Source organism: Candidatus Thiodiazotropha sp. LNASS1 (genome assembly GCF_964212655.1).
In the GTDB taxonomy this organism is placed as follows: Bacteria; Pseudomonadota; Gammaproteobacteria; order Chromatiales; family Chromatiaceae; genus Thiodiazotropha.
On sequence record NZ_OZ156465.1, the window covers coordinates 490,723 to 516,676 of the forward strand.

A 25,954-nucleotide genomic window follows, 5' to 3' on the forward strand; every position below is an offset into this window, starting at 1 on the left:
TCAGGGTGCCAGGGCCAATCGCTTTAATTGGTTAACAATGGCTCGATAGGCGAGTTATTGATACGTGGCACAACAGCTTACCCGCTCCGATTATTTCTTCTATTGTATTTATCAGGCGGTTGAATGATTTTTCAACAGGGGGTTCGGGTGAGGGAGCTGGAAGAGCGTATTCAAACCATTGGTCACCAGATGTGGGCCGAGATGCAGTCGAGGTCCGATACCCACCCTCGAGGATGGATCGATCGATTGCTTGCCCAATTGTTGGCTGACGATCAGTTTCGCCTGCAAGGTCTTCGCTTCGTCGACACCGTACCGGTGCTGACTGACGACGCACAGCTTGTGAACCATTTCAGGGAATATTTCTCAGTACTCGAAGGTCGTCGCCTGCCGCCGCTGCTGGCCTGGGGGATCAGGCGCAGCACATCTCCGGCACTACCGACAATGCTGGCACCGGTCATCCGCACTGCCGTACGGCGGGTAGCGCAGCGTTTTATCGCCGCCGAAGACGCTGACGGCATACTGGATTGTGTGGCAAAGCTGCATGGAAGAGGGATTCGCGCAAGTCTGGATATGCTGGGTGAAGCGACTGTGAGTGAGGCGGAAGCCCTGGGCTATCAACAGGCCTATCTCGACTTGATTGCCAGGGCTTCCGAAGGTAGTAAAGCCTCTGGTTGGGACACTGACTTGAACCTCTCGATAAAGGTCTCTTCTCTCTATTCACAGATCTCGGCCGTTGACAGTGAAGGCAGTATCATTCAATTGGCCGAGCGTTTGAGACCGATCTGCCATGCCGCCATGACAGCGGGACTCACGCTCACCCTCGATATGGAGCAGTACGACTTTAAGGCGATCATCCTGCAACTGTTCAAACGGTTGGCCATGGAGGAGTCGTTGCGCCAATGGAAAGGGATGGGGATAGCCATCCAGGCCTATCTGCGTGATGCAGATAGTGACCTGGACGAGCTCTTATCATGGGTCGAACTCAGGGGCACGCCCATTATGGTGCGTTTGGTGCGTGGCGCCTACTGGGATATGGAAACCGTGGTTGCAAGGCAGCAGGGATGGCCGGTACCTGTTTGGCCCACCAAAGGTGAAACCGATGCCTGCTTTGAACGCTCCCTGGTCCGGCTTTTTGAATCGCCGCTGATCAGGCCGGCAGTGGCTACTCATAACCTGCGTAGCATTGCCTGTGCCATAGCACTGGCAGAGAAGACGGGTAGAGGTCGGGACGAGTACGAGTTTCAAATGCTGCATGGAATGTCAGGTGCATTGGAACCCCTGATAACCGATCGAGAGTTGACTTTGCGCCATTATCTACCGTTTGGCGAGTTACTGCAGGGTATTGCCTATCTGGTAAGGCGCCTGCTGGAGAACTCTTCGGATCAATCGATTCTACCCCTGATGCCGAAACTGGACATCACCCGGATATTACAGCCTCCCCAGACAGGCGATGCGGAGGAATCGCCGACCCTGCAAGGATTTACCAATCAGCCGTTGCATCGATTCACTCAATTTTCAGAGCGCGAGGATTTTGTTTCTGCACTCGAGGCGGTGGAGAGCGAGCTGGGTAAAACCTACCCGCTGATGTTATCGGGCCACATTGCTTTGGAGGAGCATGTCATCGAATCCACCAATCCCGCCGATACGACGCAACTGATCGGCAGGGTTGTCAGTGCCGGTGCGGATGATGCTGAAATGGCGATTAGGCAGGCCCAGTCGGCCTGCAGCGACTGGCGGGCGAGGTGTTTCAGCGAACGGGCGGACTACCTGGATCGTATTGCCGGTGCATTGGCCGGTCAGCGTGACCGGTTTGCCGCATGGGAGGTGAAAGAAGCGGGTAAGGGGTGGACAGAGGCGGATGCGGATGTGGCGGAGGCGATCGACTTTCTTCACTACTATGCGGAACGTGCGCGAGCCCTCGACAGGGGACAAAACTCATCCCTGCCGGGGGAGGAGAATTGGCTTACCTACCAACCCATGGGTATTGGTGTGGTGCTTCCACCCTGGAATTTTCCATTGGCGATCCCCGTCGGCATGTTATCGGCCGCCATAGCCTGTGGTAATTGTGTGATTCTCAAACCCGCGTCACAGACGCCTGTGGTTGCCTGGCACTTTTGTCGGCTGCTACAGCAAATAGGACTCCCCGAGGGCGTTGTGACCTGTCTCCCGGGGAGTGGGGCTGAGATAGGTGAAGCACTGGTACGCGACCCACGCACCCATTTTGTCGCCTTTACCGGCTCAAGGGAGGTGGGTCTGCATCTCCATCATCTGATGTCACAATCCATAGAGGGGCAGCGTCATGTCAAGCGCCTGATTGCCGAGATGGGTGGCAAGAATGCGATCATTATCGATGCGGATGCCGATCTCGACGATGCGGTTGCAGGAGTTATCGACTCCGCCTTTGGATATCAGGGGCAGAAATGCAGTGCCTGTTCCAGGGTGATATGCCTGGACTCGATCCATGACAGATTCGTATCCCGTCTGACTGAGGCGACACGCAGTCTCTCTGTCGGTGATCCAGCGGAGCCTCGCAACAGGATCGGCCCGGTAATCAGTACCGAGGCAAAACAGCGCATTCAGCAACGTATCGAGGAGGCCAGGATCACGGCGCACCTACACTACATCGGAGCCTCGAAATCGAATCAGGCCCACTATCTGGCACCGGTTATCTTCACCGATGTGGAAGAGGAGTCGCCGTTGGCGCAAGAGGAGATATTCGGGCCGGTGTTGGCGGTGATGCGCGCGACAGATTTCCAGGACGCCCTGCGCATTGCAAACAGCACCGCCTATGCGCTAACCGGAGGGGTCTATTCCCGTCTGCCATCCCATTTGGTACAGGCAAAGCGGGAGTTTGCTGTGGGAAATCTCTATATCAATCGCAAAATTACTCGCGCCATGGTCCACCGACAGCCTTTCGGTGGTTTCAAGTTGAGTGGGATGGGTTTCAAGGCGGGTGGTCCCGACTATCTGCTGCAATTTCTGCAGGCCAAAAATGTAACCGAAAACACATTGCGGAGAGGTTTCGCCCCCGTTAATCCGACTATTGGAGATTAATCCGGGTTTTGCAATGCATATTAGCTAATATTTGCGAGAATTAACGATACGCTGTGTATATAATTATGTGTGAAATCAAAACAACTAAATGACCACAGGATTTCCAATTGCCAGTTAATTGTCCAGGCCTTACCTGATGTGAAAATTAAACCCGGTAAAATTAAGGTTTTTTGGCTGAGAGCCTCTTAAAGGTAACTAAAAAAGATAATTGATTGAAGTCGATATGGAAAAAAAGCCTGAGAGAAGAACAATGGGCGCATACCCAAAATCTCAAGAAAAAGCTGGTGAGATCTTCCGTCTGACAGTCGCCTTTCTGGCGAAACATGAGCTAATTATCAATCCTGTCAATTTCAGCATTGCATACCACTATGTCCTCGGTGAGGATCCCGCTCTGAACGCACGCTTGGACGAGCTGCTGAAGAGTGATAAGGGTTGGCAGGAAGAAACTGTAGGGAAGCTGTTCAGACACTATGTCTGCAATTGTGATGAAGCGGTGTTGAGGGATCTGAGAGAGGAACTGATGGATATCGTCGCCCATACCTTGGGGACCATGATCGATCTGACCGGTAAGACTTCGATAACCAATGAAAAGATTAAAACGCATATCGATACCTTGGCGGAAAGTAACAGGATTGAAAGCGTCATGCAGGCGGTTTCTTCGATCATATCTGAGACCCGCTCACTGGTTACCGAGACGAATCAGTTTGAGACACAACTGCTCAATTCAACTGACGAGGTTGAGAAACTCAAGGAGGAGCTGAGTTATGCCAGGCAGGAAGCGATGCTGGATCCGCTGACGGGGGTGATGAATCGACGTGGATTCGATCAGACACTCGCCTCGATGATCAGTGAGATAGACCAGCAACATACTGCCAATTTCTGTCTGGTGCTCATAGACATTGATAAATTCAAGGAGGTTAACGATAACCATGGCCATCTGCTGGGAGATAAGGTGCTGCGCGCAGTGGCGGAGTTGTTAAATCGTCATACCAAGGGAAAAGACGCCTGTGCGCGTTTTGGCGGTGATGAGTTCGCCATCCTGCTGCCGGATATAGGTTCCAACAATGCGCGGAACCTGGCCGAGCATTTCCGTACCGTTATCGAGAAGATCGTACTCAAACGACCGAATACCGGGAGTGTCGTCGGTGGCATTTCGGCATCGATCGGTGTGGCCGCATTCCGTATGGGGGAGTCCTGCGAAGATTTTCTCAACCGCTGTGATCAGGCGCTCTATCGCTCTAAATCGCTGGGCAGAAATCGGGTGACGCTGGCGGATTGATTTGAATCCCTTTCAAAGGATTCAAATCAATATGTATTAGGGCCTGTTAACAGGCCCTAACCGGCATCTGAATGGTTTGTTTTCAGGGTCGTAATTAACAACATCCTGAAAGGTCAGGCTTGAGATATTTTCTCAAAGGTTCTTTCCATCTCTCCGCGCATCGCGCTATCAGGCATCTTTCCAAAACCTGCGCTCATATTGTCAAGGACATGGTGTACCTTTGAGGTTGCAGGTATGGCACAAGTGATGGCTGGATGGGAGACGATATATTTAAGGAAGAACTGCGCCCAACTGTTGCAGTCGAATTCATCCACCCATTCCGGCAGCGGTTCCTCTTTCACCCGTCTGAACAGGCTGCCTCGCGCAAAGGGACGATTTGCGATCACAGCAATCCCCCTGTCCATCGCCAAGGGTAACAGCCTGTTTTCTACTGCCCGGTCTCTGATATTGTAACTCAGTTGAACAAAGTCGAAAGGATTGTTCGAGAGAGCCCGATACAACTCATCATGATCACGGCCATGAGATGTCGTAATGCCGACATATCGGATCTTACCCTCCGTTTTCATCCTCTTCAGTGTCTCAAGGTGTACTCGCCAGTCTCTCAGATTGTGAATCTGTATGAGATCGAAACGTTCGACGCCCCACAGCTTCCTCGAGAGTTCCATCTGAGTGACACCATGCTCTTTTCCGTCTGTCCAGACCTTGGTGGCGGCAAACAGTGATCCCGGTTGAGTACGTTTTAACAAGGTACCGAGTACATGTTCAGCGGAGCCGTACATAGGGGATGAATCGATCAGTGATCCTCCCATTTTAAAAAACTGCTCCAATACCTTGCCGAGCTTGGCTATCTTTTCACTGTTTCCGGCAGAATCAAAGGTGCGTGAGGTGCCCATTCCAATGACGGGTAATCTCTCATTGCTGGCGGGTATCGTTTTTTTGATTGCTGTTCGTTCTACAGCCTGAATCAAGCTGGGAGTGAGCCAACAGCTGCCGGCCATAGCGGCCATCATTTTGAGCAGTGCCCTGCGTCCAATCGGCTTATCCGATCCGTTCATAGCGTCCTCCTGCAGAAGTAGCATGCAGTCCATTCGCCATGATAGTTTGCCGCCGTCCCAGTCTGTATGCAATCCATGCCCAAAACAGGGAGATCGGTACGGCGATCCAGGCGATGCCGGAGAGCGTGAAGCCGACCGATTTAAGACCTGCATAGACCCAGGAGCTGACGGCATCCCCGCCGCGATAGACTACGGTATCGATAAAATTCTTTGCCTTATATTTCTCTTCCCGACTAAGGACTACATATAGCATCTCGCGGGCCGGTCGCATAATGGCGTAATTTCCCGCCCGCCTCATTACTTGAACAGCGATCAATACTGGTAGTGCCGGATAGAATCCCAACAATACAAAGCCGAAAGCAAGTAGCAGAGGGATCAAAGCCAATGTAATACCCAGGCCAACTCCCTTCACCAGGCGTGATGTCACAAAGGTCTGCAACAATAGAGTAAGCAGATTCACGCTGAGATCGATCGCAGCAAAAACAGATGTGCGCGTTTCCGAGTCGGAAAATGCATCTTTGACGATCTGTGCCTGTTGAAAATAGAGGAAAGTAGAGAGCAGTGTAAACAAAAGCATCAACAGGCAGATTCCCAGCAAGTAGGGGGAGGTGAGGGCAAGGCGTATACCGTCCAGGATTGCTCCTCCCAGCGGCTTGTCATCGAGTCGATGAGGTTCATTGACCTCATGCCGGGTACGTTGCCAGGCGATCAGCCGATAAATGCTGATGATAGATAGACCAAGCAGTCCGGCCGATATCAACAGCATTGATGCATTGCCGACAGATTGAACCAGGAAGGTTGTCAAGAGTGGTCCCGTAATCGCGCCGATAGTTCCTCCTGTGGCGATTACGGCAAACAGCCGTCTTGCCTGTTCATTATTGAACAGATCGGTCATAAAGCTCCAGAAGACCGAGACAACAAACAGATTAAAGACACTCAACCAGACGAAAAAGATCCGGGCAGTAAGGATCTGTGAAAATCCGGATTCGAAAAGCAGATAGAAGAGCAGAATATTGACGATAAAAAAATAGTAGATGTAGGGTAGAAATGATTTGCGTTGCAGATGTGATGTCACATAACCAAACAGTGGCACTGCCAGCAGCATGACGATAAAGGTGGCTGTAAACAGCCATTGCAATTTATCTACCCCCGCTATCACTCCCATCTCGTCGCGGATCGGGCGCAGTATGTAGTAACTGCTGAGCAACGAGAAAAAATAGACAAAGGACCAGATCACCGCACCATATTCACCCGGGTTGATATTGACCATGTTTTTTACATAATTGTGAATGGCGAAGCGTCTGATCATCATAGTTTACAGTTGTCAATCCTTATGGTGATGGTCCGGGAGATAGCCGTTAAAATGCTGTTCTGCCGTGCTTTGTGAACTGCGCACTACCTGAATTATGGGTAATTTAGTAAAAGTTTACGCCATACAAATCCTTCTGTATGACAACACCGCACCCTGCAGAGCGATTAAACCGGCAATCTATTAAGTTGTCGGGCTGATATTATGCGGAAGTTTACAGGGTGGATCTGCTTACCGGCTCTTTTGACTACGCAAACGGTCTAGCAGGGAGTGGGCCTGATCGATGAATTCTGTTATCAGTTCAGGGTCAACTCGCCTGTCTTTCTGGTAAAAGATCACTCGATCGCCCCGACTCTCAACCACCCAGCCGGGATTGTTGGCGAAATGGGTCAGCAGGTCATTATTGAATAACGATCGCACTTTTGCCTCTTCACGGGCGGCCAGACGGTAGTTTTGAGTAAAGTTCGGGGCCTCATCAAAAGCCACTGTTCTGAAGTCTGTATTCAGCGTGCGTTTAGACCTGTCATTCGGACTCAGATCGAAGTGTGGCAGGGGAGTGATTTCGTGGAAGGCAACCACTGTTTGCATATGTGTCAGTATTACACCCTCGTCAGTCAAACTGGGGATTTCTCGCCTGCCTTCAAACCCCTGAGTGGCTTCGAAGGTGTAGTTGAAAACCAAAAGACGGTCTCCGATACGTCCGCCTCGCATCATGTTCTGAATCAGTGGCTGTCCCTGGCTGAAAAGATAGAAATCAGCGTCATCAACGAATTGGGGCAGTCTCTGTTGACCGGGATCAAGCGTGAGACCGATGCGTTGGGCCGCTTTCGCAAGTGCGTCACGGCGGTGGTTCTCGAAATACCAGGCGGCAACGAGAATAACAGCGACGATGATCAGAAAAATCGTGATTTTCAATCTCCTTTCCCCTTGTGCTCCATCTGCGATTCCAGAATTAGGTGGGTCCAGTTACAATGTCACTGCATGACAGAGATAATCTCGTTTTAAGCTTGTGGCCAACAATCAGCAATATTTCAACTTGGAATTGAGATTCTATCAGAATTGATATTCCGGTTGCCGGTGCGATGGATAAAATTTAACAATCCAGTCGAATTATGGCAGGTATAAACAAACCAGTGAGCGATTCACAAATAGGCAAGCGGTTCGAAGGTGATCTCGATCTTCACAAAGCCCAGGATATCAAGTTACCTAAGACGCTGTTTGTTCATGGTAATCTGGACCTTTCAGGGAGTCATAATGTCCGCTTGCCCAAGCGTCTGCATGTCGCCGGAAACCTTGATATGTCGGATACGATGATCGAGGAGTTGCCTCCCAGGCTTCGTGTCGATGGTGACCTCAGTCTGTTCAGCACAAGGATTCATACGCTGCCTAAAGGCATCAGACTCGGCGCCGGACTCGATCTGCGGGCAAGCAGAATCATGAAGCTGCCCAAGGGCTTGGTGGTACCGGGAGATCTGGAGCTCTCCGGTACTCTGATAGAAAGCTTACCTAATAATCTCAGCGTGGGTGGGGATCTGTATCTGGGCAATTCTGAGCTGACCGGACTTCCCGCAAATCTCAAACTGGGTGGAGGATTGGATCTGTCCGCGACACCCGTCAAGGAGTTGCCGAATGGCCTGAAGATCGGCGGCTGGTTGAACCTGGTCGGGACTTCAATAAAGCGCCTTCCCAAAGGGCTTAGCGTGGGCGAATGGCTTGATCTTCGGGCCGTTGATATCAAAAAACTGCCCAAGGATCTTCAGGTGGGTGGTGATCTCTACCTGGCGGGTACGCGAATCAAGCGGTTGCCCGGCAACATCAGGGTGGGAGGGGATATCGAGTTTTGAATCAGAGTATACTGTCTAATTGCACAAGCCATGCTTTTCGATAAGCGCCTGCTGTAAAAACGGTTGAGCAAAGACTTGCAAGTCCCGATATGCCAATTTAGTGATGTGTGACAAATCCTCGGTGTAATAGCCTTCCTTACGGTTTCCTTCTGAATTGGTCATCAACCGCTCAATCTCCAAGACACTGACTCCATGCTCGTTCGCATAGTTTCTGATCCATTCATTGACCGCTAAGACATTCGAACTGATGTAATCCTGAAAACTTCGTTTTCCCAATATTTTTCCGATAAACTGCATGACAGAAGTTTTTATGTCTGACGGCATACCGAAAGTTACCTCAGTTGCGATTATCGGTATGATTCCCGCTTCTTTAGTGCGGTCTATCATGTATTTCAGATTCTCAATTGCTGTTTGGCGTGTCTGCGCTTCCAGTTCCATTGGCGCATTCGAGAAATCATTGATATGGCCCCAGATAATGACCGCTGCAGGATTGTTGGAGATGGCATCGGCTTCAAAGCGCCCGCGAACCTGAGTTGAGGTCTCACCGGATATACCTTTATTGACAACCGGGAGACATGCCACTTCACTTAATGGCCAACCTTGCAAATAGGATGCGCCTATCATTACGATCTGTTGCGAACCAGACTGATCGCTTGTCTTATCCGACAAAACCGGACCTGGGTATATTGTGATCGAAAATACAAAAAGCACCAAAGACAAAGGAATGGGAAGTTTCATGGGATAGATCAACTTTCCTGTAATTTAATTTCGAAATTAATGATATGCAGTATGCACTACACGGCTGGTATTAAATAGACAGCAGATTATGAGTTTTTCATCTTTCGAACATATCTTCAAGAGATTATTATTGTTGTATTTTAATATCTTTATTCTACTTCTCCTTCCGATAAATATTTACAGTAAATAGTGTGCCGTCAGCAATCTTTCAGCATGAGGTTTGAATAGGCGGGCCTCTCTGCCCGCCGGTCGGGTATCGATGGCGGTTCTACTATTCTGTTAAAATGCCGAACGACTCTATCTCAGCCCTGCTCATAAGGTAGATATCGTCGGCAGGAGCGGCATAAATCGTGAAAAAGTAAAAATCCTTCCCAACAGGTTCGCTCAGCATTTCATTGAAATAGGTGATCTGGGCATTATGCAATGGGCTGTCAGCCGGGAGATCTACCGCTTCGATACCGTTTTCAAAGTCAGACCAGGAATGTACCCCGAACGTTGCGCCTTCTTCCATGGTGCGTTGATTGCCTGAGCAAAACAGATCGACAGCGCCTGAGGCGATATCGCTGGTACTTTCCAGGTGGGTGGACAACCCCGACTTTCTGATGAGTCTGCCTGTCTGCATGTTGATGTCGTCGTGAATCGAACCTGAGATTGTCCCTTCTACGATTGTCGTTACCTCCGGGTGGTCAGATACCAGATCGAAAATCTGATTGTAGGCCCGGGTGCCCAATCCCCCTGACAGGCGTAGATTTTCACCGAGTTGGAACTCCGTATCGAGATAGGCCCTCTCCCCATCGATCTCAACACGGCTGGTTCCTCCAGAAATCATGGATTGGGTGAGTTTCATGTGGATGTCCTTTAGCCGTCCTGTGTTTTCTCCTGTACCGACACAGTTCCGCCCGGTGGCGGAGAAGACCACTGCATCTTCAATGACTGTCGAAGCTGTCTTCACACTGCTGATTTGATCGCAGTAGTAGCCATTTTCGGCATCCGGCAGGTTCACAAGAACCCACTCAAAATCAGGTAGAAAACCGTCTTCCGTCGACATGGTAAGGATAGGTGACTGGTTATCTTCGCCAAAGGCTGCCAGCCCCAAGGCCTGGTACTCCTGCTGTGGTTCAAGTTGGATCAACAACAGGCCGCTATAGGCTAGTGTCGTGCTTGCCCCATCGACAGTCACACTGCCATATTCATAATTAGCCGGTTGATTCAGTGACACGAATTCCGCAACCTTGCTCCCATTCGAGTCGCCATTACAGCCGGTCAGCAGCGGCAATGCGGTAAAACATGCCAACATAACCGCTTTAATCGTAAACATGACTATCTCCACTCAAAATTACAATCTAACCGACCACCCGGTGGCCGCGCTGCTTCATGCATTCGACAACGATCAACTTGCGCTCCTCCCGGGTTTCCCATGCCCGTTCGCCGGCACCCAGCATGCCACCGACTATTGCACCGCCAACTGCACCTTCCGAACCTTCATCAATAGCGCCAACCAGAGCACCTATTGCTGCACCCAGTAAGGCTTCCGATTTAACGTCATCGTTGGTGAACCTCCTTTTCTGGGAGAGGTTGCTGCAGGCAACCAGATCGACTTCATAATTAGAATTCTTGTCGCCATCCACGATTGGGTGGTATTGACTACTGGTCGTTCCGCATCCACTCAACAAGAGCGTTATTGAAGCTGCAACTATTATTTTGGGATTGAGTAACATGGCAAATCCTCTTTTATCGTGTTAATCGATGCTGACAGTATCCATCGCCTGTGCATATATGTCTGTCGCAAGAGGGTCTGCTTATGTAAGGATTTGTAGAGACTGCGTATCTTTGGTGAGACGGGTTGGGCAGTGCCTATAGAACGGGAAAATATATAAAAGTATGGGTTACCGGACTTTTCCGGAGACGCCAGGCCAACGCAATTCAACGCATAAACCACCTGACTCGATGTTCCTGGCAACCGCTACGCCATTGTGCTGCCGCATTATCAGCTGCACGAATGCAAGCCCCAATCCAATACCGCCGGTCTCGCGGCTCCGGCTCTTATCGATGCGGGAAAAAACCAGGAAGATATCTTCCAGCTTTTCAGCCGGAATGCCCGACCCGTCATCCTCTACCTGGATCACGATATCATTCTGCTTCACCAAGACACGAACTGCGATCCCGGTCTCGGTAAAATGCACAGCATTCTGTATCAGGTTATGCAGGGCTCGTCTAATCAAGCCTTCATTTCCATAACCCTGTGTCCCCCTCTGACAAGTAACGTCGATTTTGATAACCTTGTCCTGATAGCACTCGGCAACGGAATTTGCCAGCGCACACAGATCAATCGCTTCATCGATCGATGCCTTTTTGCCTTGCAGGCGGGTATACTCCAGCACATCCTCAACGGCGCAATCCAGCTCGTCCACATAGGCATCGAACTGCTCGATTTGTTGCTGCAGGGCTTCAATCGTGTGCTTATTGCGTGACAGATCAAGGGCAAAACGGATACGGCTCAGAGGTGTGCGCAATTCGTGCGGAATAGCACCGATCATGAGCTGCTGTTCATGAATCTTGCCTTCCAGCTGGTCGGCCATGCTATTAAAACTTTTCGCCAGTAGCTCTACCGGTGGGCGGGGTTTGTCTATTCTGGCGCCTAATTCTCCCTTCCCGAAAAAGCCCGCTGCCTCAGATAGTTCATTGACAGGTTTCGATACCGAACGAATAATCAGAATTGTACCGAATGCCTGCGACAATGATATGAGTAAGAGCGGTAGGACCAACCATATGGCCTCATCTGTGTTGATATCGCTGAATGGTGGTGTGTCTGTCTCGGAGATCTTCAATACACTGTCGTTGTTGGGCAGGGCGAATAGACTGTACCAGATATCTGTCGAGATATCACAAAGGTATTGTCTTGGGCCTTCACCTAAGAGTGCCTTTCGCTCAGCGCTATTAAGCAATTCACGGCCGACCAACTCCATGACCAAATCGAACACAGGCTGATAGTCGGAAACTGCCCGATGCCATTGACCTTGCGGTGTCTGTTCCAACTTGAGCATAAGTAGTTGGTGGTCCACAATCACTTCCTGTTTGAAGTCAATCCAGTTGCTTTTCAGTAAAACCGGCCTGAATATCACAAATATCATGACAAAAAACATCACTATGGAGAAAAGAATGACCGCAAGGTAGGTTTTGAGAAAAAACAAGCGCATTGGCGTTCAGCTATCCTGAGTCAAACTGCCCATACAAGTATGAACAGCACATGTAAAATATGATAGTCATGTTGTTTATCGCTTTTGTATGAAACCGTAAGCATCGAGGAATTAAAACTACCTGTTACATAGAGAGACCGAACAGAGTTTATTTTCTTGACATCAGGTACCCCTTACCGCGTATTGTCTTGATGTAGCGATAGGGCGGACTTTCGTCTTTCAGCTTCCTGCGCAGGGTTGAGATACGTAAATCGATAGAACGATCCAGACCATCGTATTCGATACCCCTAGTCATCTTGAATAACTTGTCCCGACTGACAGGAGTGCCGGCATTCTCCATCAACACCACCAGTAGTTCGAACTCACCAGTGGTCAGATCCATCTGTTCCTCACCTTGCATCACTCGAAGAGAATCACGGTCCACTCTGATATCCTGTACAACCAAGCTGGATGAGTCCATATGCACCGGTGAAGCAGAGCTTCGGCGTAATGCCGCCTGGACATGCGCCAACAATACATGGGGCCTGATTGGTTTTTTTAAATAGTTATCGACGCCCTGTTGGAGGGATGCCACCTCGACCATATCATCATCTTTTGCCGTCAGCATGATAATGGGATTAAAGAACTCTTTGCGGATACGCCTGCAGATTTCAATACCATCAATACCAGGCAACATGAGGTCGAGGATTACCAGGTCCGGGACTTCGGTGGTGATGGCGTTGACCGCCTCATCGCCATTAAAGACCGATTTGACCAGATAGCCTTCGTCGCGCAGGAATTCGGACATCATCCGGTTGAGTTCCATATCGTCTTCAATCAAAACAATTGAGTGATTACTGGTCATTTTAAATTACTTTTCGGTTGTTAGATTTCAAACTTAACATCTGTCGGTGTGAGCCGCTGCATAGCCTGCCGTCAATCTGGCTCTCTACCATCATGCAAAAAGAGTAACTTCTGAGTGGGTTGATTTGTGGAGGTTCTCAGTTGCTTTGGTGTTCCGAATATATTTTATATTGATAGGGGCTTCAAGTTTACCAACCAAGCATATACGGACGTACTGAAATCGCCAGCGATAAAGAGTGGAATGAGTGGTAAACAATTATACAGTTTGTAACTCAAATCCAAGGACCTGTGAAAATCCTGGACAGCAGGTAATAATTTCGGCCTACTGTTGGCATAGCATTATGTAAAAGCGAATGGCGTTATACCGAAACCAAAGACCAGTATGAAATAACACACAGACTGACTGTTTGGATTTATCCCTTCAACCAGTCTACAAGGTGTTCCACTGCGGTTGTAACCCGGCCGCAATATCGGCGAATGAATTCATCATCTATCGTTTCGGTTTCGGCCATTTCCAGGGCATGTGACCCATTGAAATCCACTACAGCGATGCGCGTGGAGAGTTCCTTTGTATGGCGTCCAAAACAGGCGCCTGGCAACAGCGCCACACCCTGCTCAAGCAGCAACCGGTCGCAAAAACTCAGGCTGTCCATGACGCCGCGGATGGCCAGTTGCTGACGATAGGCATCAAAGCGGGGAAAGAGGTAAAAACCACCTGAGGATGGGTGGAGCGCTGCACCGGTATCCGATAGCGTCCTGTAGGCATAATCAGACAGCGTGGAGAGAATCGCTCTGCATTGATTCAGATAGACCGCCATCTCGGGATGATCCTCCATGGCGGTAATCGCAGCATACTGTATGGGTGCACTGGTGGAGGTGAATGTTTCACTGGCAACAGCGGCCACTGCATCCGCCAGCCAGTTGAGACCGTGGGGAAAGACGAAGAAACCCAGTCGCCAACCACCGGCACCGCACCATTTGCTTAAACCATTGCTGATGATGGTGCCTTCCGGGTAGTAGCGTGCCAGAGAGCGATGACTACCCTTGAAATGCGTACCGCTATAGATCTCATCGGAGAGGGCAAGCACGCGGTACTTTCGTAATACATCCGCCAAGGCTTTGAGTCGTTCCTCAGTGTAACAGAGACCGGTGGGATTACTGGGCGAGTTGAGAATCAAAAGACGCGGACGATCCGGATCTTGTCGACACAATTCTTCCAGGATTTCGGGCTCCACCCCTAATCCTGTTTCCGGGCGTGTACGAAGCCAATGGATCTGCCGGCCGATGATACGTGCCTGTGGCGCATAGGAGACCCAGGATGGCGAAGGGATTACCAGGTCACCGTAATAGACCAATTGAACCAGAAACATCAGTTCCTTGGTACCGGGACCCACCACGATATTGTCGACAGCGTAGTCAAGACCCTCGGTGCGTTTCACCCAGTCTACTATTGCCTCACGAAGCGCGGGGAGTCCCTTGACCGGCAAGTAGTCTTTCTGATGGGCGTTTCTCGCGAGGCTCTCGCGCACATGTCCCGGTACGGGAAAAGGGGACTGTCCCAATCCCAGTCGATAGACATCACGCCCTGAAGCCATGAGTTGACGCGACCGCTCATTGATCGCCAGGGTTGCGGATTCTCCCATACCCCTGATATTTAAATTGAGATAGACCTCAGGGGAACGAGGTTGATTGACAGACATAAACTGACCCTTGTATTGGTTGTTCTCTACACATAATAGCGGTGATCACAGATGCCTATCCGGATCATCCATATTGTTAATACGATCGTAATAGTGTTTAGGATGTCTGATGAATCGGTCATCCTGAAAACAACCGATCACTCGTTTGATGAGTGTTATTAGTTTCATAAAACCGGCAAGAGAGCATTGCCATGTGCAAAATCGATACAGAACAGCCCCCTCACCCGGTATGGATACCTTCCAAAAAGCTGATGGAACAGAGCCAGATGGCACTCTTCATGCGCCAGGCAGGGGAGCAGCAGGGGCGGGAATTTACTGAGTATGGTCAACTCTGGGAGTGGTCTGTCACTGACCCCGCCACTTTCTGGGGCGCCTTGTGGCGCTTTTGCGCTATTGTTGCCAGTCGAGAGTGGGACGAGCTACTGCAAGATGGTAACCAGATGCCGGGGGCTCGCTGGTTTACAGGTGCAAGACTCAATTTCGCGGAGAATCTGCTGCGTTTCAGGGATGATCATCCTGCATTGATCTGTATTGGCGAGGAAGAGGACGGTGACGGTGGTAACTTGCAATATACTGAGCTCTATCACGCCAGCGCCCGGCTTGCCGCGGCACTTCGTCAACTGGGTATAAAACCGGGTGACCGGGTTGCCGCCATCCTGCCGAACATTCCACATGCGGTAATAGGTATGTTAGCCACATCCTGGCTGGGTGCCGTGTGGTCATCCTGCTCACCGGACTTCGGTAGTGAAGGGATTGTCGATCGATTTGGACAGATCGAACCCAAGCTGCTCATAGTCGCAGATGGTTATCGCTACAAAGGTCGATCCATCGATATTCGCGATAAGATCAATCGGGTTAGGGCGGGGCTGCCTGGCTGTGAGCACTGTCTGTTCGTGTCCTGGCAGGGGACAGGTGAAATCGAAGATGCGATCCACTGGGACAGTGCATTGGATAACGATTTCCCTTTGCCACCCTTCGCCCAGCTGCCTTTCGATCATCCGCTGGCAATCCTGTTCTCTTCAGGCACCACCGGAAAACCGAAATGTATCGTGCATGGAGCCGGCGGCACGTTGTTGCAACATCTGAAAGAGCATCGACTGCATACGGATATCCGTCGCGAGGATCGTCTGTTCTACTTCACTACCTGTGGCTGGATGATGTGGAACTGGTTGGTCTCGGGTCTTGCTTCCGGCGCCACTCTGATACTTTACGACGGTAATCCCATGTACCCGATGCCCGATCGTTTATGGCGTGTGGCGGATGATATAGGGATTACCGTATTCGGTACCAGCGCCAAATATATCTCGGCTCAGCAGAAAGCGGATGTGACGGTGAAGCACAACCTGCCTTTGTCTGAGTTGCGCACGCTGCTCTCCACCGGTTCGCCACTGCCACCCGAGGCCTTCGACTATATTCACCAGGCGATCAAACCGGGAGTACAGATCAGTTCCATCTCGGGAGGTACCGATATCATCTCCTGTTTCGCTTTGGGAAATCCCATGCTGCCGGTGTATCGCGGCCAACTGCAGTGTCGTGGTCTGGGGATGGCGGTGGATGTGTACGATGCTGAAGGAACGAGTCTCAACGATCAGCCGGGTGAGATGGTCTGTAAAAGGCCCTTTCCCAGCATGCCGGTCGGCTTTTGGAACGACAGTGACGGGCGCCGTTATCGTGCTGCCTATTTCGAGCGTTTTGCAGGTGTCTGGAACCATGGAGACTGGACACGCATAACCGGGCAGGGCGGACTGATCATAGAGGGTCGGTCCGATACGGTGCTCAATCCGGGTGGTGTACGTATCGGCACTGCCGAGATCTACCGTCAAGTGGAACGGCTGCCACAGGTGAAGGAGTGTGTCTGCGTGGGACAACAGTGGGATGATGACGTGCGCGTGGTGCTGTTCGTGGTCCTGCAACAGGAACTGGATTTGAATGATGAACTACGCCAACAGATAAATGACACCCTACGGATAAACGCCAGTCCTAGGCATGTGCCTTCAAAGGTGATCCAGGTGACCGATGTTCCGAGGACGCGCAATGGAAAAGTGTCTGAAATCGCCGTTCGGGATACCATCGAGGGAAGAGCGGTTGCCAATACGGAGTCGCTGATTAATCCCGATGTCTTAGTACAATATCGTAACCTGCCTGAGTTGGCTGTTTCATGAAGGTGCGGATCGGAACAGAACAGGGAGGGCCGCCGATGCGGCAGATATCATATACCTGCCGCTGTAGATAGATTATCCGTATTGATACAGGCGCCTATAGAGACTTCAGATATTCGACCAGGTCGGATTTGGCATTGGCACTGAGAGATAGGCCAAAGTGGCTATCATAGTGATCGACAACATCCATCAGTGTGGCGAATCGGCCATCATGGTAATAGCCTCCCTTGCTATGAGTCCACAACCCCTTGAGAGGTGCCGTTCGGTAACCATCCTCGGGACCACGCCGGGCCTGGAAATCATCAATGCCGATTTCATCCGGGAAATGTAGATTCCAGCCTGGTTCGCTAAACAGTGGAGGTACATGGCAGCGTGCGCAATCAGCCTGATTCTCGAATACCAGCTTTCCCCGTTTGGCCGCCTCGTTATCATAACTCCGGCGGGGTGGCTTAGGTGCTTTGAGCGCAAGTTGATACTGTTGCAGTACAGCCAGTTTCGGTGTTACCCGATCAACTTCAGGTCTGGTATCGCCAAATCCATTGGCCGCGGCTACCGGGAATTTATCGAAGTCATCGAGACGTGGATCATAGAGTGTACCTTGGCCGCCCATCTCCAGAGTCGCAACAAGGGCATTCCAGTGAGTGATCGACCCCCAACCGGTCCAGGTATGCAGATTGATGCCTGCCAGGCCGAATGCAGGAGGAATCAGAACAGCCCCTGACCTGCCGTCCGGCTGAAAAGCCTTGCCGTCGAGCAGCAGGGAAGCATCAAATTTTCCCGCTCCCCAGCTCATGAGTACGCTTCTGACCGTTTGCTCATCGACATTCAACAGTTCAGTGAACGGCGAGAGATCCGGCGCAAGGGCGATAATCAATCCTGGGTCGAGATCACGGTTGGCCCAACCATCCAATCGACGACCGATACCACCGGCGAAAGAATCATCTACCGTACTGTGGCAAAGCGCACAGGTGATGCCCACTGATTCCAACCTGCCGGCTTCATCTAGCTTCCCCTTTAAACCCACCACTGCATCGAGTTCGAGCAGGGCGAGTGTTGTTGCGGGATCGGTCAGATCCACCTTGCCCTGTTTCAATGCGCGTTGCAGTTTTTTTGGCAGGGCTTTGATGTCGACTTTCAACCCCACGGCCAGGGCAGTCGTCGGATCGACACCGGGACCCACCCCTCCCAATGACTCACCGGCAATGGCTTCATGCAATCTTAACCGCTCTGTCCAAAACGATTCATCACCGAATGTATCGTGTCTGAATGTCTGTCTTCCCTTCGATACAGAGGATAAAACATCGAAAAAAAGACCCGCATCATGGAAGTGTCGGTTTGCAGCCTGCGCAGAGGTGGGTAATGCAAACGTTAATGTCAGAGCAAGCAGTTGTATACTAATCAGTAGATTGCGACATTTCATGATTTGTTCTCCCATCACGGCAGGTTGATGGATTGTTTAAGAAGCAGGAACACGCGATAGACAATCGCATCGCAACGGGCGCCTGCAAATGGATAGGCGAGAGCACTGATCTCTTCCAAACGATATTTATATTTGCTGCGTAGAATCGATTTAGCCCTGTGCAGTCGTGTTTTTACGGTTGCTGGATTCAAGTCCAGTGCCTTGGCGGTTTCATCGGTACTCAAGCCTTCAAACTCACGCAACATCAGCACCAGGCGAAAATCCCGGGGCAGGCTGTCCACCGCTTTTTCCAGCATTCGCACCATTTCATCGTTCATCGCTGTCATTTCAGGCTCGATGGTTTCATCGGCGGTCAAACTGACAGCATCAATCGGTAGAGAGACGGCATGCAGCCCCGACTCTTTGCGGGCAATTCGAAACGCAATACGGGATGCGATACGCATCAGCCATGTAGCGAAGCCATCGGGGCCATGAAACTGATGCAAATGCTGAAATGCACTGACATAAGCCTCCTGGACCGCATCTTGCGCCAGTGAATCGTCCGTCAGAATGCCATATGCCAAGCGAAACAACCTGCGGTTGTAGCGCCTCATAATCAACTCATACAATGGATGATCGCCATCAAGAATACGGGCAATGACCTCACTGTCGCTGAGTGCCTCAAATAACCGAAGATTTTCCCTCATTTTTGGTTTGTCGTCTTTCATAACCTTAAAGAGGCATCTGGTTATTGATAGGTTCCCACTAAATTTCAAATGATCTGAGCATGGGGTATGCAACACCAAGGGTATTCGCGCGCAAGCCGAGATAGTGGGGATTTATGATTTAACTGACAAACATATCCCGCCATACAGGAAGACAATATCCACTATGTGAGAGGAGGGAATTGATCGGGTGAAGCTCTGATTGATTCACCATTCCTGGCGCAGCGAGGCACCGACGAGAAATCCTGCGCCAATCTTTCAATGACTGACTGGAATCCTGCCTTCGCTGGATTGACTGTGCTGTGATCGGTTTGCGCTACCTTAGTAAAACCTGGATACTTTCCGTGTCAGCTACTTCGCCGTGTAGCTGAATTTCTGGCCGCCGATGCTCGCCTCATACATCAAGCCGCCCTTGGCGACGGTAAAGGTGGCCATGCCTTTGTGATATTTACCTGAGGTGATGGCATCATGCTGACCGCCACTTGCGCCGACAGAGCTTCCTGTGGTCGTCGCAGCGGCTGAGGCGCCCGCGGTGATCGCGACAGCGGTAGCCTGCGCGCCGAATTCGAAGTTGCCGCTGGTAAACTCATCCAGTGCCCGCTTGTCCTGGAAAAAAATAATCATGCTGTAGGCCTGTCCGCCGAGTTGCAGGCCGATTGTTACCTGGGTGACCTTGGTATCGCCGATGTGTACGCCGTTCTCGTAAACACGCCCCTTGCCGAAGGCGCCGCCAATGCCGATCCCTGCCTTTCCAACGGTGGGAAAAACAGCATAGCCCTGGTGGTTGTCGAAGAACCATCCACTTTCACTGGCGGCATTAAAGACATCAACTGTCTCCTGATATTCATCGGCCCAGGCATTCACCACCGAGAGAAGAAACAAGACAGTAATCGAATAAATGGATGTGATTCTAATATTCATTATTGTTTACCCTCCAGTCAGCGGTGTGGGAATGATCTGCTGATAGGCATACTATCAACCATAGATATTATAGATGGGGAGAAGTTTTATATTCCCTCCATTTTACCTCAATTAGGCCACGCTTTTGATCATAAGGTTATAAATATAGAAAAAATATAAGCGGTTAATAAAATGTGTCTTATTTTGTAAACTTTTTGCTTCGATCGGGTGTATGGCGATAACTAGGGCCGCCTTGATTATTACGCGGAACGGCTTTATCAGTTAGTACCTATTTTTTAAACCACTTTGTTGCAACAAGGTTTGTCATGAGCATGGTCTGTTACAAGTAGTCAAAGCTCCATATACATGGATATTGTGTCTTGACGAGAATATAGGAATTGATAATAAATACGATTGAGCTCAGAAATGATGTGCCCAACTTAGTTCCAGTTCCCACTGTTCCATTTCCACCGAGCCTGTCTGGCCAGGTGTGAAGACCGGATTGCTTCCCTCGATCTTCTCATTCAGTGCACGTGTCAATGACAGATTGATTTGATTCATTTTATTAAAGGAAAAAGTGGTGCCGAAGCTCAGGTGGTTACGGATCGTTGCCGGTGCAAGTACATTGAACAGCGCCTGTCCGCCTTCAAACAGCTCATCGGCACGGCTATATCCTGCTCGAAAGGTCCATTGAGGATCATATTCCCACTGTACCCCGAATTTCCAGATTCCCATGTCGTCCCAACCAAACCCCAAGCCCTGATCCGAACCAAGGCGCTGACTGGGATTGGCGAAGAAGTTGACATCATTGCCATTCGCGAGAGACCTCACTTCACCGTAATTGATGTATTGATAGTCAAGCGCCAATGTAACCGTTGGGCTGGCAACATAAGAGAGTCCAATGACCCAGGTTGAGGGGGTATCGAAATCCCCCTGTTCCGCAAACAGGCCCTCGTAGTCGTCAAATTCCGACATATAGAGGCGGCTTTGGTATGAGGCGCCCAGTGACAGCCTGTCATTGACCCTGCCCAGCCAGCCTATCCGTACACCGTAGCCCCATGACTGATCATAACCGTTGTTGGTTACCTTGCCCGTTGCGGTTGTCGCCATGGGATTGTCGAACGGTTCCAGACCTTCCGCCTTGAACCGTTGCACAGCGACTATGGGCATGATACCCAGCCAGTGGCCATCACTGACCTTACGGGCATAGGTGACACCGAGAAACAGTTGGGCGAAATCCACGCCTGTCGGTGAGCTGGTGGGAATGCCGAAGGCAGCCCCGAAATTACCGAACACCGCGCTATCGTATTCGGTATTCATGCCGCCGTTGCCACCGACGGAGATACCGATACTGCTATGTTCGTCCAGGGGCCTGTTCCATCCGACATGAGGCACAAGAAATATATCGTTTTCACTGGTGTATTCGCCGGCTGGAATCTGCATCGGTGAAAGGGCGTCGTTATTGGCGGTAAAGCCGCGGTCGGAAGGTGAGAAAAGGGCCATGCCCAGATCCGTTCTGTGACCGAGCAGAACCATGCCGGCAGGATTGGTCGCGGCGGCGAGGGTGTCCTGGGGAAATGCAACACCGGCACCCGCCATGCCCTTGTTGGTGGTGCCGAACCCGGTGGGGGAATAACCATTGGTTGCGTGGGCTGTATGGCTCACAGAGATGATTAGTACAAGCCCTATGAAGCGGGACAGCCGGTGAGTTACTGTTGATCGCCTACCCAATAAGAAACCGACTGTCATAATGAAATTCCCCAACAGATATGAATAGTGACTATGTGCCCTAGGATTCAGGCAGGTAACATTATTGTATTAAGTACTATAAAACCACAAACTGGTGGAACTTAAGAATATTGGAAAATCAATTTGTAACAATTGTTTTACATCAATAAGCAGAGCGCTTCCCCAGTATGGAAATCCGGGTTGAATGTATTGACCGATGATTTTTCGTTATATTCTTTCCTGATCCCTCAGCACTTTTACCTGAAACAAGGCATTCCTTTCTTCTTCCTCCAGCGCATTTTCAATGAAACGAATCGTATTGCGATACTGGGGGATGATGTTATAGCGCAACGCATTCACCCGCTTCTGCGCCTTGCGTTGTTCGGCAATCAGACGGTTGAGACTCATCGAGACTTCGCCCATCTTTGCAAGCTGAAGCGAGGCTTCGGCAAAGTGGAGGCGGGTTTCATCGAAGCTGGGATCGGTGCCGAGCAGGCCGACCGGGTTGAGTGGCAGCAGTTGTCCGCTGACAGATGGGTATTCCACACCGAGGTTTCGCCGCGGCAGGATTTTCAGATCCAGCACGGGTTCCACCCCGAGGGCCGCCTGATTGACGGCACGGCTGCCCATGCGCAATTGCAGCATGCTGAGCCAGTGATAAGCCAGTTTAGTGGCTTCGTGGGCTTGATCTCTGATCTTGCGGTATTCACCGATGCGTTGATAGACCAGTCGCGTAAGCAGCTCCCGTTTGCGTTCCAGCAGGCTGTGGCCCTCCTCAAGAAAATTGAGCTGCCGTTTCAGATTCAGCAGGGTGTTCTTGGTCGGGGCCGCTTTGATGCGTTTACCGGTCATGTGCTCTGCCGATGGTACTTGGCGATCTCGGTTTCATTGACCCGGGTCAGCGCCTGTGGCGGGAAGGTGGAAAGCAGATCCCAGGCCAGGTTGAGGGTCTCCTCGATACTGCGGTCTTCATCCTCCCCTTGTTGTACAAAACGCTGTTCGAACGCATCGGCAAACTCCAGATAGCGGCGGTCACGGGCGGATAGCTCATCGGCGCCGATGATGGAGGCCAGATTGCGCGTCTCCAGGGCTCGGGCGTAGAGGGCATAGAGCTGGTTGGAGACGTGGGGATGGTCCTCTCGGGTGAAATCCTTGCCGATACCGTCCTTCATAAGACGCGACAGTGAAGGGGATATGTGCACCGGGGGATAGATGCCCTGGTTGTGCAGTTCGCGACTGAGGACGATCTGCCCCTCGGTGATATAACCTGTCAGGTCCGGGATCGGGTGGGTGATGTCGTCGCTGGGCATACTCAATACCGGCACCAGGGTGATGGAGCCGTGTCGATCCTTGATGCGTCCGGAGCGTTCATAGATCTCCGCCAGATCGGAGTAGAGATAGCCGGGGTAACCCTTACGCGCCGGCACATCGCCCTTGGCGGTGGCGACTTCGCGCAGCGCTTCGGCGTAGTGGGTCATATCGGTCATCACCACCAGGACATGGCGGTCGAGATCGAAGGCGAGGTACTCCGCCGCGGTCAGGGCCATGCGTGGGAGCGTGAGGCGTTCCACCGGTGGATCGTCGGCCATGTTGACGAACATCACCACATTGCCCAGCACACCGGAGGAGGCGAACTCCTCCTGGAAGAAGCGGGCGTCCGCGTAGGAGACACCCATGGCAGCGAAGACCACCGAGAAGCGGCTGTCGTCGTCGGGGAGTTTGGCCTGACGCACGATTTGAGCCGCCAGCCGGTTATGGGGCAGGCCCGAGGCGGAGAAGATCGGCAGCTTCTGTCCGCGCACCAGAGAGTTGAGACCATCTATGGTGGAGATGCCTGTCTGTATGAACTCTTTCGGATAGGTGCGGGCTGCCGGGTTGAACGCTGCGGCGCTGATACTGCGGCGCAGGTTTGAGACAATGGGGGGACGATAATCCCGCGGTTCGCCCAGGCCACTGAAGACGCGACCGAGGATCTCCGGAGAGAGGGCGATTTCCACCGGTTCGTCGAGGAAGCGCACCCAGGTGCTCTCCAGGTCGATTTCGGCGGTGCCCTCGAACACCTGAATCAGCACTTCTTCGTTGGAACTGCGGATCACTTGGCCGTTGCGTGTATTACCCTGCTGGTCGCGGATATGGACCCGGTCGCCAAAGGCGATATCGGGGACATCGGCTACCGTCAACAACCCGCCCCGGGCGGAGGAAGCGGTACGATACTCCTTGGCGCTCATGCTGTCTGTTCCCCCCGTTGTGCATATTCGGAATGGATTGCCTTGAAGTCATTCAATGCCTCAACCCGAAACGCCTTCAGCTGATCGGTTTGGGACGAATCGTAAAGTTCCTTGCAGCGGCGCAGGCGTGCCAGTATCGGCATCTCGGCAAGTTCCTGGACAGGCACGCCGAGATCGATCAGGGTGGCGCCTTCGTCATACACCGTGAGGATCAGGTCGAGCAACATGAACTGCTTATGCGGTGAGGAGAAGGTATCCACCGGATCGAGGGCGCTCTGTTGCAGCACACCCTCCTTGATCAGTGCGGCACCCTCCAATATCCAGCGCTGGGCGGAGGAGAGGGCCTCGGGCCCTACCAGATTGACGATACGTGACAGTTCCGCATCCCTCGCCAGCATTGCCAGCGCCTGGGCACGGCGTTTCTCCCAACCACGGTCGATGTTTTCGTGCCACCATTCGGCGGCGGTGCCGACATCGGCGGAGAAGCTGTCGACCCAGTCGATAGCCGGGTAGTGGCGGGCATCCGCCAGTTCCTTGGAGAGGGCCCAGAAGGTCTGGATGATCTCCTTGGTATGGCTGGTGACCGGCTCGGAGAAATCGCCGCCTGGTGGAGAGACGGCGCCGATCAGGGTGACCGAGCCCTTGCCGCAATCCATGGTCTCGACCCGTCCCGCCCGTTCATAGAAGGCAGCCAGCCGGGAGGCAAGATAGGCGGGATATCCCTCTTCCACGGGCATCTGACCCAGGCGGCCGGAGACCTCGCGCAGGGCCTCGGCCCAACGACTGGTGGAGTCGGCCAGCATCACCACGTCGTAGCCCTGATCCCGGTAGTACTCGGCAATGGTGATGCCGACATAGATCGAGGCCTCACGGGCCACCACCGGCATGTTGGAGGTGTTTGCGATGAGCAGGGTGCGATCCATCAAGGGTCTGCCGCTGTAGGGGTCTTTCAATTTGGGAAAGCTGTCGAGTACATCCACCAACTCATTGCCGCGCTCACCGCATCCGACATAGATGACGATATCGGCATTGGCCCAGCGTGCGACCTGATGTTGCACCACGGTTTTGCCCGCGCCGAAAGGGCCGGGTACGGCGCATTTACTCCCTTTGAGCAGGGGGAAGAAGGTATCGAGAATACGTTGCCCGGTGATCAGGGGTTCGACCCCGTTGTCACGACCCTGATAGGGGCGGGGCTTGCGTACCGGCCACCTGTGGTAGAGCTTGAGATGATGCACCTGACCCCGAGGGTCACGCACCTGTGCGATGGTCTCTTCCAGGTTGTAGTCGCCCTCGGGCGCGAGTTCGATCAATTCACCTTCGATGTTAGGGGGAACGACGATGCGGTGTTCGACTGTCTCAGTCTCCTGTACTAAGCCAAGACGGGCGCCACCGATGATCGGCATATTGGGTTCAAGATTGTCGCTGGGTACGAAGTGCCACAGTTTCTCCCGATCGAGGGGTAGGGGGCTGAGGCCACGGGGGATCTGGTCACCTGCCTTGATGAACATCTCCTCCAGGGGGCGCTGCACACCATCGAATATACCGCCGATGAGGCCAGGACCGAGTTCCACCGAGAGAGGATGGCCCAGGCCCTCTACCGGTTCGCCGGGTCGTACCATTTCAGTGGATTCGTAGATCTGGGCCAGGGCTTCGTCACCCTCCAGGGAGATCACCTCACCATACAGGCCGAGACTGCCGATGCGCACCTGCTCACCGTTTTGCACGCCCGGTAGCCTGATGGTGACGATGGGACCGTTGATATCCTGAATGGTGCCTTTCTTGTTTTCGTGTTTCAT

General features: G+C 51.9%; 20 protein-coding genes. 4 read left to right on the top strand and 16 right to left on the bottom strand.

Translation table 11 applies throughout. The features are described 5' to 3' along the window. The first annotated feature begins 123 nt into the window (after positions 1-123). The gene (locus tag AB8516_RS02065; RefSeq protein WP_369157590.1) at positions 124-3,054 is read left to right on the top strand and encodes a proline dehydrogenase family protein; all 2,931 of its coding nucleotides are present in this window, start codon (positions 124-126) and stop codon (positions 3,052-3,054) included. Positions 3,055-3,304: 250 nt separating this feature from the next. Beyond that, positions 3,305-4,333: a GGDEF domain-containing protein gene (locus AB8516_RS02070; protein WP_369157592.1), complete on the top strand. Its 1,029-nt coding sequence runs from the start codon at positions 3,305-3,307 to the stop codon at positions 4,331-4,333. A gap of 113 nt (positions 4,334-4,446) precedes the next feature. On the opposite strand, the gene AB8516_RS02075 is transcribed toward AB8516_RS02070, so the two are convergent. The 3 genes from AB8516_RS02075 to AB8516_RS02085 all read right to left on the bottom strand — a co-directional run bounded on the left by AB8516_RS02075 (position 4,447) and on the right by AB8516_RS02085 (position 7,612). Beyond that, positions 4,447-5,388, bottom strand: coding sequence for an aldo/keto reductase (locus tag AB8516_RS02075; protein ID WP_369157594.1), 942 nt, complete (start codon positions 5,386-5,388; stop codon positions 4,447-4,449). Further along, a complete protein-coding gene (locus AB8516_RS02080) occupies positions 5,372-6,700 on the bottom strand; it encodes an NTP/NDP exchange transporter (RefSeq protein ID WP_369157596.1) in 1,329 nt (442 codons plus the stop codon). The genes AB8516_RS02075 and AB8516_RS02080 overlap by 17 nt, the downstream gene beginning before the upstream one ends. A 228-nt stretch (positions 6,701-6,928) precedes the next feature. Beyond that, complete coding sequence (locus AB8516_RS02085; RefSeq protein ID WP_108289573.1) at positions 6,929-7,612, bottom strand: hypothetical protein; 684 nt, start codon at positions 7,610-7,612, stop codon at positions 6,929-6,931. 218 nt (positions 7,613-7,830) lie between these two features. Here AB8516_RS02085 and AB8516_RS02090 point away from each other — a divergent pair, with 218 nt between their 5' ends. Continuing rightward, positions 7,831-8,541 carry a hypothetical protein gene (locus tag AB8516_RS02090; RefSeq protein ID WP_369157599.1) on the top strand — a complete coding sequence of 237 codons (711 nt, stop codon included), beginning with the start codon at positions 7,831-7,833 and terminating at the stop codon, positions 8,539-8,541. A 15-nt stretch (positions 8,542-8,556) separates the two neighbouring features. On the opposite strand, the gene AB8516_RS02095 is transcribed toward AB8516_RS02090, so the two are convergent. The 6 genes from AB8516_RS02095 to AB8516_RS02120 form a co-directional block, all read right to left on the bottom strand. Continuing rightward, positions 8,557-9,279 carry a GDSL-type esterase/lipase family protein gene (locus AB8516_RS02095; protein ID WP_108289571.1) on the bottom strand — a complete coding sequence of 241 codons (723 nt, stop codon included), beginning with the start codon at positions 9,277-9,279 and terminating at the stop codon, positions 8,557-8,559. A 271-nt stretch (positions 9,280-9,550) separates the two neighbouring features. Beyond that, the gene (locus AB8516_RS02100; protein WP_369157601.1) at positions 9,551-10,597 is read right to left on the bottom strand and encodes a hypothetical protein; all 1,047 of its coding nucleotides are present in this window, start codon (positions 10,595-10,597) and stop codon (positions 9,551-9,553) included. A 25-nt stretch (positions 10,598-10,622) separates the two neighbouring features. Continuing rightward, a complete protein-coding gene (locus tag AB8516_RS02105; RefSeq protein ID WP_369157604.1) occupies positions 10,623-10,997 on the bottom strand; it encodes a hypothetical protein in 375 nt (124 codons plus the stop codon). Between the two features lie 168 nt (positions 10,998-11,165). Next, positions 11,166-12,476 (bottom strand): ATP-binding protein, encoded by a 1,311-nt coding sequence (locus AB8516_RS02110; protein WP_369157605.1) that lies wholly within the window; start codon positions 12,474-12,476, stop codon positions 11,166-11,168. 148 nt (positions 12,477-12,624) lie between these two features. Next, the gene (locus AB8516_RS02115) at positions 12,625-13,320 is read right to left on the bottom strand and encodes a response regulator (RefSeq protein ID WP_369157608.1); all 696 of its coding nucleotides are present in this window, start codon (positions 13,318-13,320) and stop codon (positions 12,625-12,627) included. A 412-nt stretch (positions 13,321-13,732) separates the two neighbouring features. Then, positions 13,733-15,019, bottom strand: a complete 1,287-nt coding sequence (locus AB8516_RS02120; protein WP_369157610.1) for a pyridoxal phosphate-dependent aminotransferase — start codon at positions 15,017-15,019, stop codon at positions 13,733-13,735. 191 nt (positions 15,020-15,210) lie between these two features. Between AB8516_RS02120 and AB8516_RS02125 the strand changes: the two genes are divergently transcribed. Beyond that, a complete protein-coding gene (locus AB8516_RS02125) occupies positions 15,211-17,181 on the top strand; it encodes an acetoacetate--CoA ligase (RefSeq protein WP_369157612.1) in 1,971 nt (656 codons plus the stop codon). 94 nt (positions 17,182-17,275) lie between these two features. Here the strand turns inward: AB8516_RS02125 and AB8516_RS02130 are convergent, their stop codons facing one another. The 7 genes from AB8516_RS02130 to AB8516_RS02160 all read right to left on the bottom strand — a co-directional run bounded on the left by AB8516_RS02130 (position 17,276) and on the right by AB8516_RS02160 (position 25,954). Continuing rightward, entirely contained in the window at positions 17,276-18,598 is a 1,323-nt protein-coding gene (locus AB8516_RS02130) for a hypothetical protein (protein ID WP_369157614.1), read from the bottom strand. Between the two features lie 14 nt (positions 18,599-18,612). Beyond that, the gene (locus AB8516_RS02135) at positions 18,613-19,284 is read right to left on the bottom strand and encodes an RNA polymerase sigma factor (protein ID WP_369157616.1); all 672 of its coding nucleotides are present in this window, start codon (positions 19,282-19,284) and stop codon (positions 18,613-18,615) included. A gap of 369 nt (positions 19,285-19,653) precedes the next feature. Beyond that, on the bottom strand, positions 19,654-20,223 hold the full coding sequence (locus tag AB8516_RS02140) for a YSC84-related protein (protein ID WP_369157618.1): 570 nt from the start codon (positions 20,221-20,223) through the stop codon (positions 19,654-19,656). A gap of 399 nt (positions 20,224-20,622) precedes the next feature. Further along, on the bottom strand, positions 20,623-21,951 hold the full coding sequence (locus tag AB8516_RS02145) for an OmpP1/FadL family transporter (RefSeq protein ID WP_369157620.1): 1,329 nt from the start codon (positions 21,949-21,951) through the stop codon (positions 20,623-20,625). A gap of 207 nt (positions 21,952-22,158) precedes the next feature. Beyond that, on the bottom strand, positions 22,159-22,782 hold the full coding sequence (locus AB8516_RS02150) for a V-type ATP synthase subunit D (RefSeq protein WP_108289913.1): 624 nt from the start codon (positions 22,780-22,782) through the stop codon (positions 22,159-22,161). Then, positions 22,779-24,158: a V-type ATP synthase subunit B gene (locus AB8516_RS02155; protein ID WP_108289914.1), complete on the bottom strand. Its 1,380-nt coding sequence runs from the start codon at positions 24,156-24,158 to the stop codon at positions 22,779-22,781. Before AB8516_RS02155 ends, AB8516_RS02150 begins: the two co-directional genes overlap by 4 nt. After that, on the bottom strand, positions 24,155-25,954 hold the full coding sequence (locus AB8516_RS02160) for a V-type ATP synthase subunit A (RefSeq protein ID WP_369157623.1): 1,800 nt from the start codon (positions 25,952-25,954) through the stop codon (positions 24,155-24,157). Before AB8516_RS02160 ends, AB8516_RS02155 begins: the two co-directional genes overlap by 4 nt.

Bases quoted from the DNA above. Each gene is read 5' to 3' on its own strand.
- AB8516_RS02095 (WP_108289571.1), bottom strand. From the start codon at position 9,279: ATGAAACTTCCCATTCCTTTGTCTTTGGTGCTTTTTGTATTTTCGATC.
- AB8516_RS02145 (WP_369157620.1), bottom strand. From the start codon at position 21,951: ATGACAGTCGGTTTCTTATTGGGTAGGCGATCAACAGTAACTCACCGG.
- AB8516_RS02080 (WP_369157596.1), bottom strand. From the start codon at position 6,700: ATGATGATCAGACGCTTCGCCATTCACAATTATGTAAAAAACATGGTC.
- AB8516_RS02075 (WP_369157594.1), bottom strand. From the start codon at position 5,388: ATGAACGGATCGGATAAGCCGATTGGACGCAGGGCACTGCTCAAAATG.
- AB8516_RS02125 (WP_369157612.1), top strand. From the start codon at position 15,211: ATGTGCAAAATCGATACAGAACAGCCCCCTCACCCGGTATGGATACCT.
- AB8516_RS02155 (WP_108289914.1), bottom strand. From the start codon at position 24,158: ATGAGCGCCAAGGAGTATCGTACCGCTTCCTCCGCCCGGGGCGGGTTG.
- AB8516_RS02150 (WP_108289913.1), bottom strand. From the start codon at position 22,782: ATGACCGGTAAACGCATCAAAGCGGCCCCGACCAAGAACACCCTGCTG.
- AB8516_RS02140 (WP_369157618.1), bottom strand. From the start codon at position 20,223: ATGAATATTAGAATCACATCCATTTATTCGATTACTGTCTTGTTTCTT.
- AB8516_RS02115 (WP_369157608.1), bottom strand. From the start codon at position 13,320: ATGACCAGTAATCACTCAATTGTTTTGATTGAAGACGATATGGAACTC.
- AB8516_RS02120 (WP_369157610.1), bottom strand. From the start codon at position 15,019: ATGTCTGTCAATCAACCTCGTTCCCCTGAGGTCTATCTCAATTTAAAT.
- AB8516_RS02160 (WP_369157623.1), bottom strand. From the start codon at position 25,954: ATGAAACACGAAAACAAGAAAGGCACCATTCAGGATATCAACGGTCCC.
- AB8516_RS02100 (WP_369157601.1), bottom strand. From the start codon at position 10,597: ATGTTTACGATTAAAGCGGTTATGTTGGCATGTTTTACCGCATTGCCG.
- AB8516_RS02130 (WP_369157614.1), bottom strand. From the start codon at position 18,598: ATGAAATGTCGCAATCTACTGATTAGTATACAACTGCTTGCTCTGACA.
- AB8516_RS02110 (WP_369157605.1), bottom strand. From the start codon at position 12,476: ATGCGCTTGTTTTTTCTCAAAACCTACCTTGCGGTCATTCTTTTCTCC.
- AB8516_RS02105 (WP_369157604.1), bottom strand. From the start codon at position 10,997: ATGTTACTCAATCCCAAAATAATAGTTGCAGCTTCAATAACGCTCTTG.
- AB8516_RS02065 (WP_369157590.1), top strand. From the start codon at position 124: ATGATTTTTCAACAGGGGGTTCGGGTGAGGGAGCTGGAAGAGCGTATT.
- AB8516_RS02135 (WP_369157616.1), bottom strand. From the start codon at position 19,284: ATGAGGGAAAATCTTCGGTTATTTGAGGCACTCAGCGACAGTGAGGTC.
- AB8516_RS02070 (WP_369157592.1), top strand. From the start codon at position 3,305: ATGGGCGCATACCCAAAATCTCAAGAAAAAGCTGGTGAGATCTTCCGT.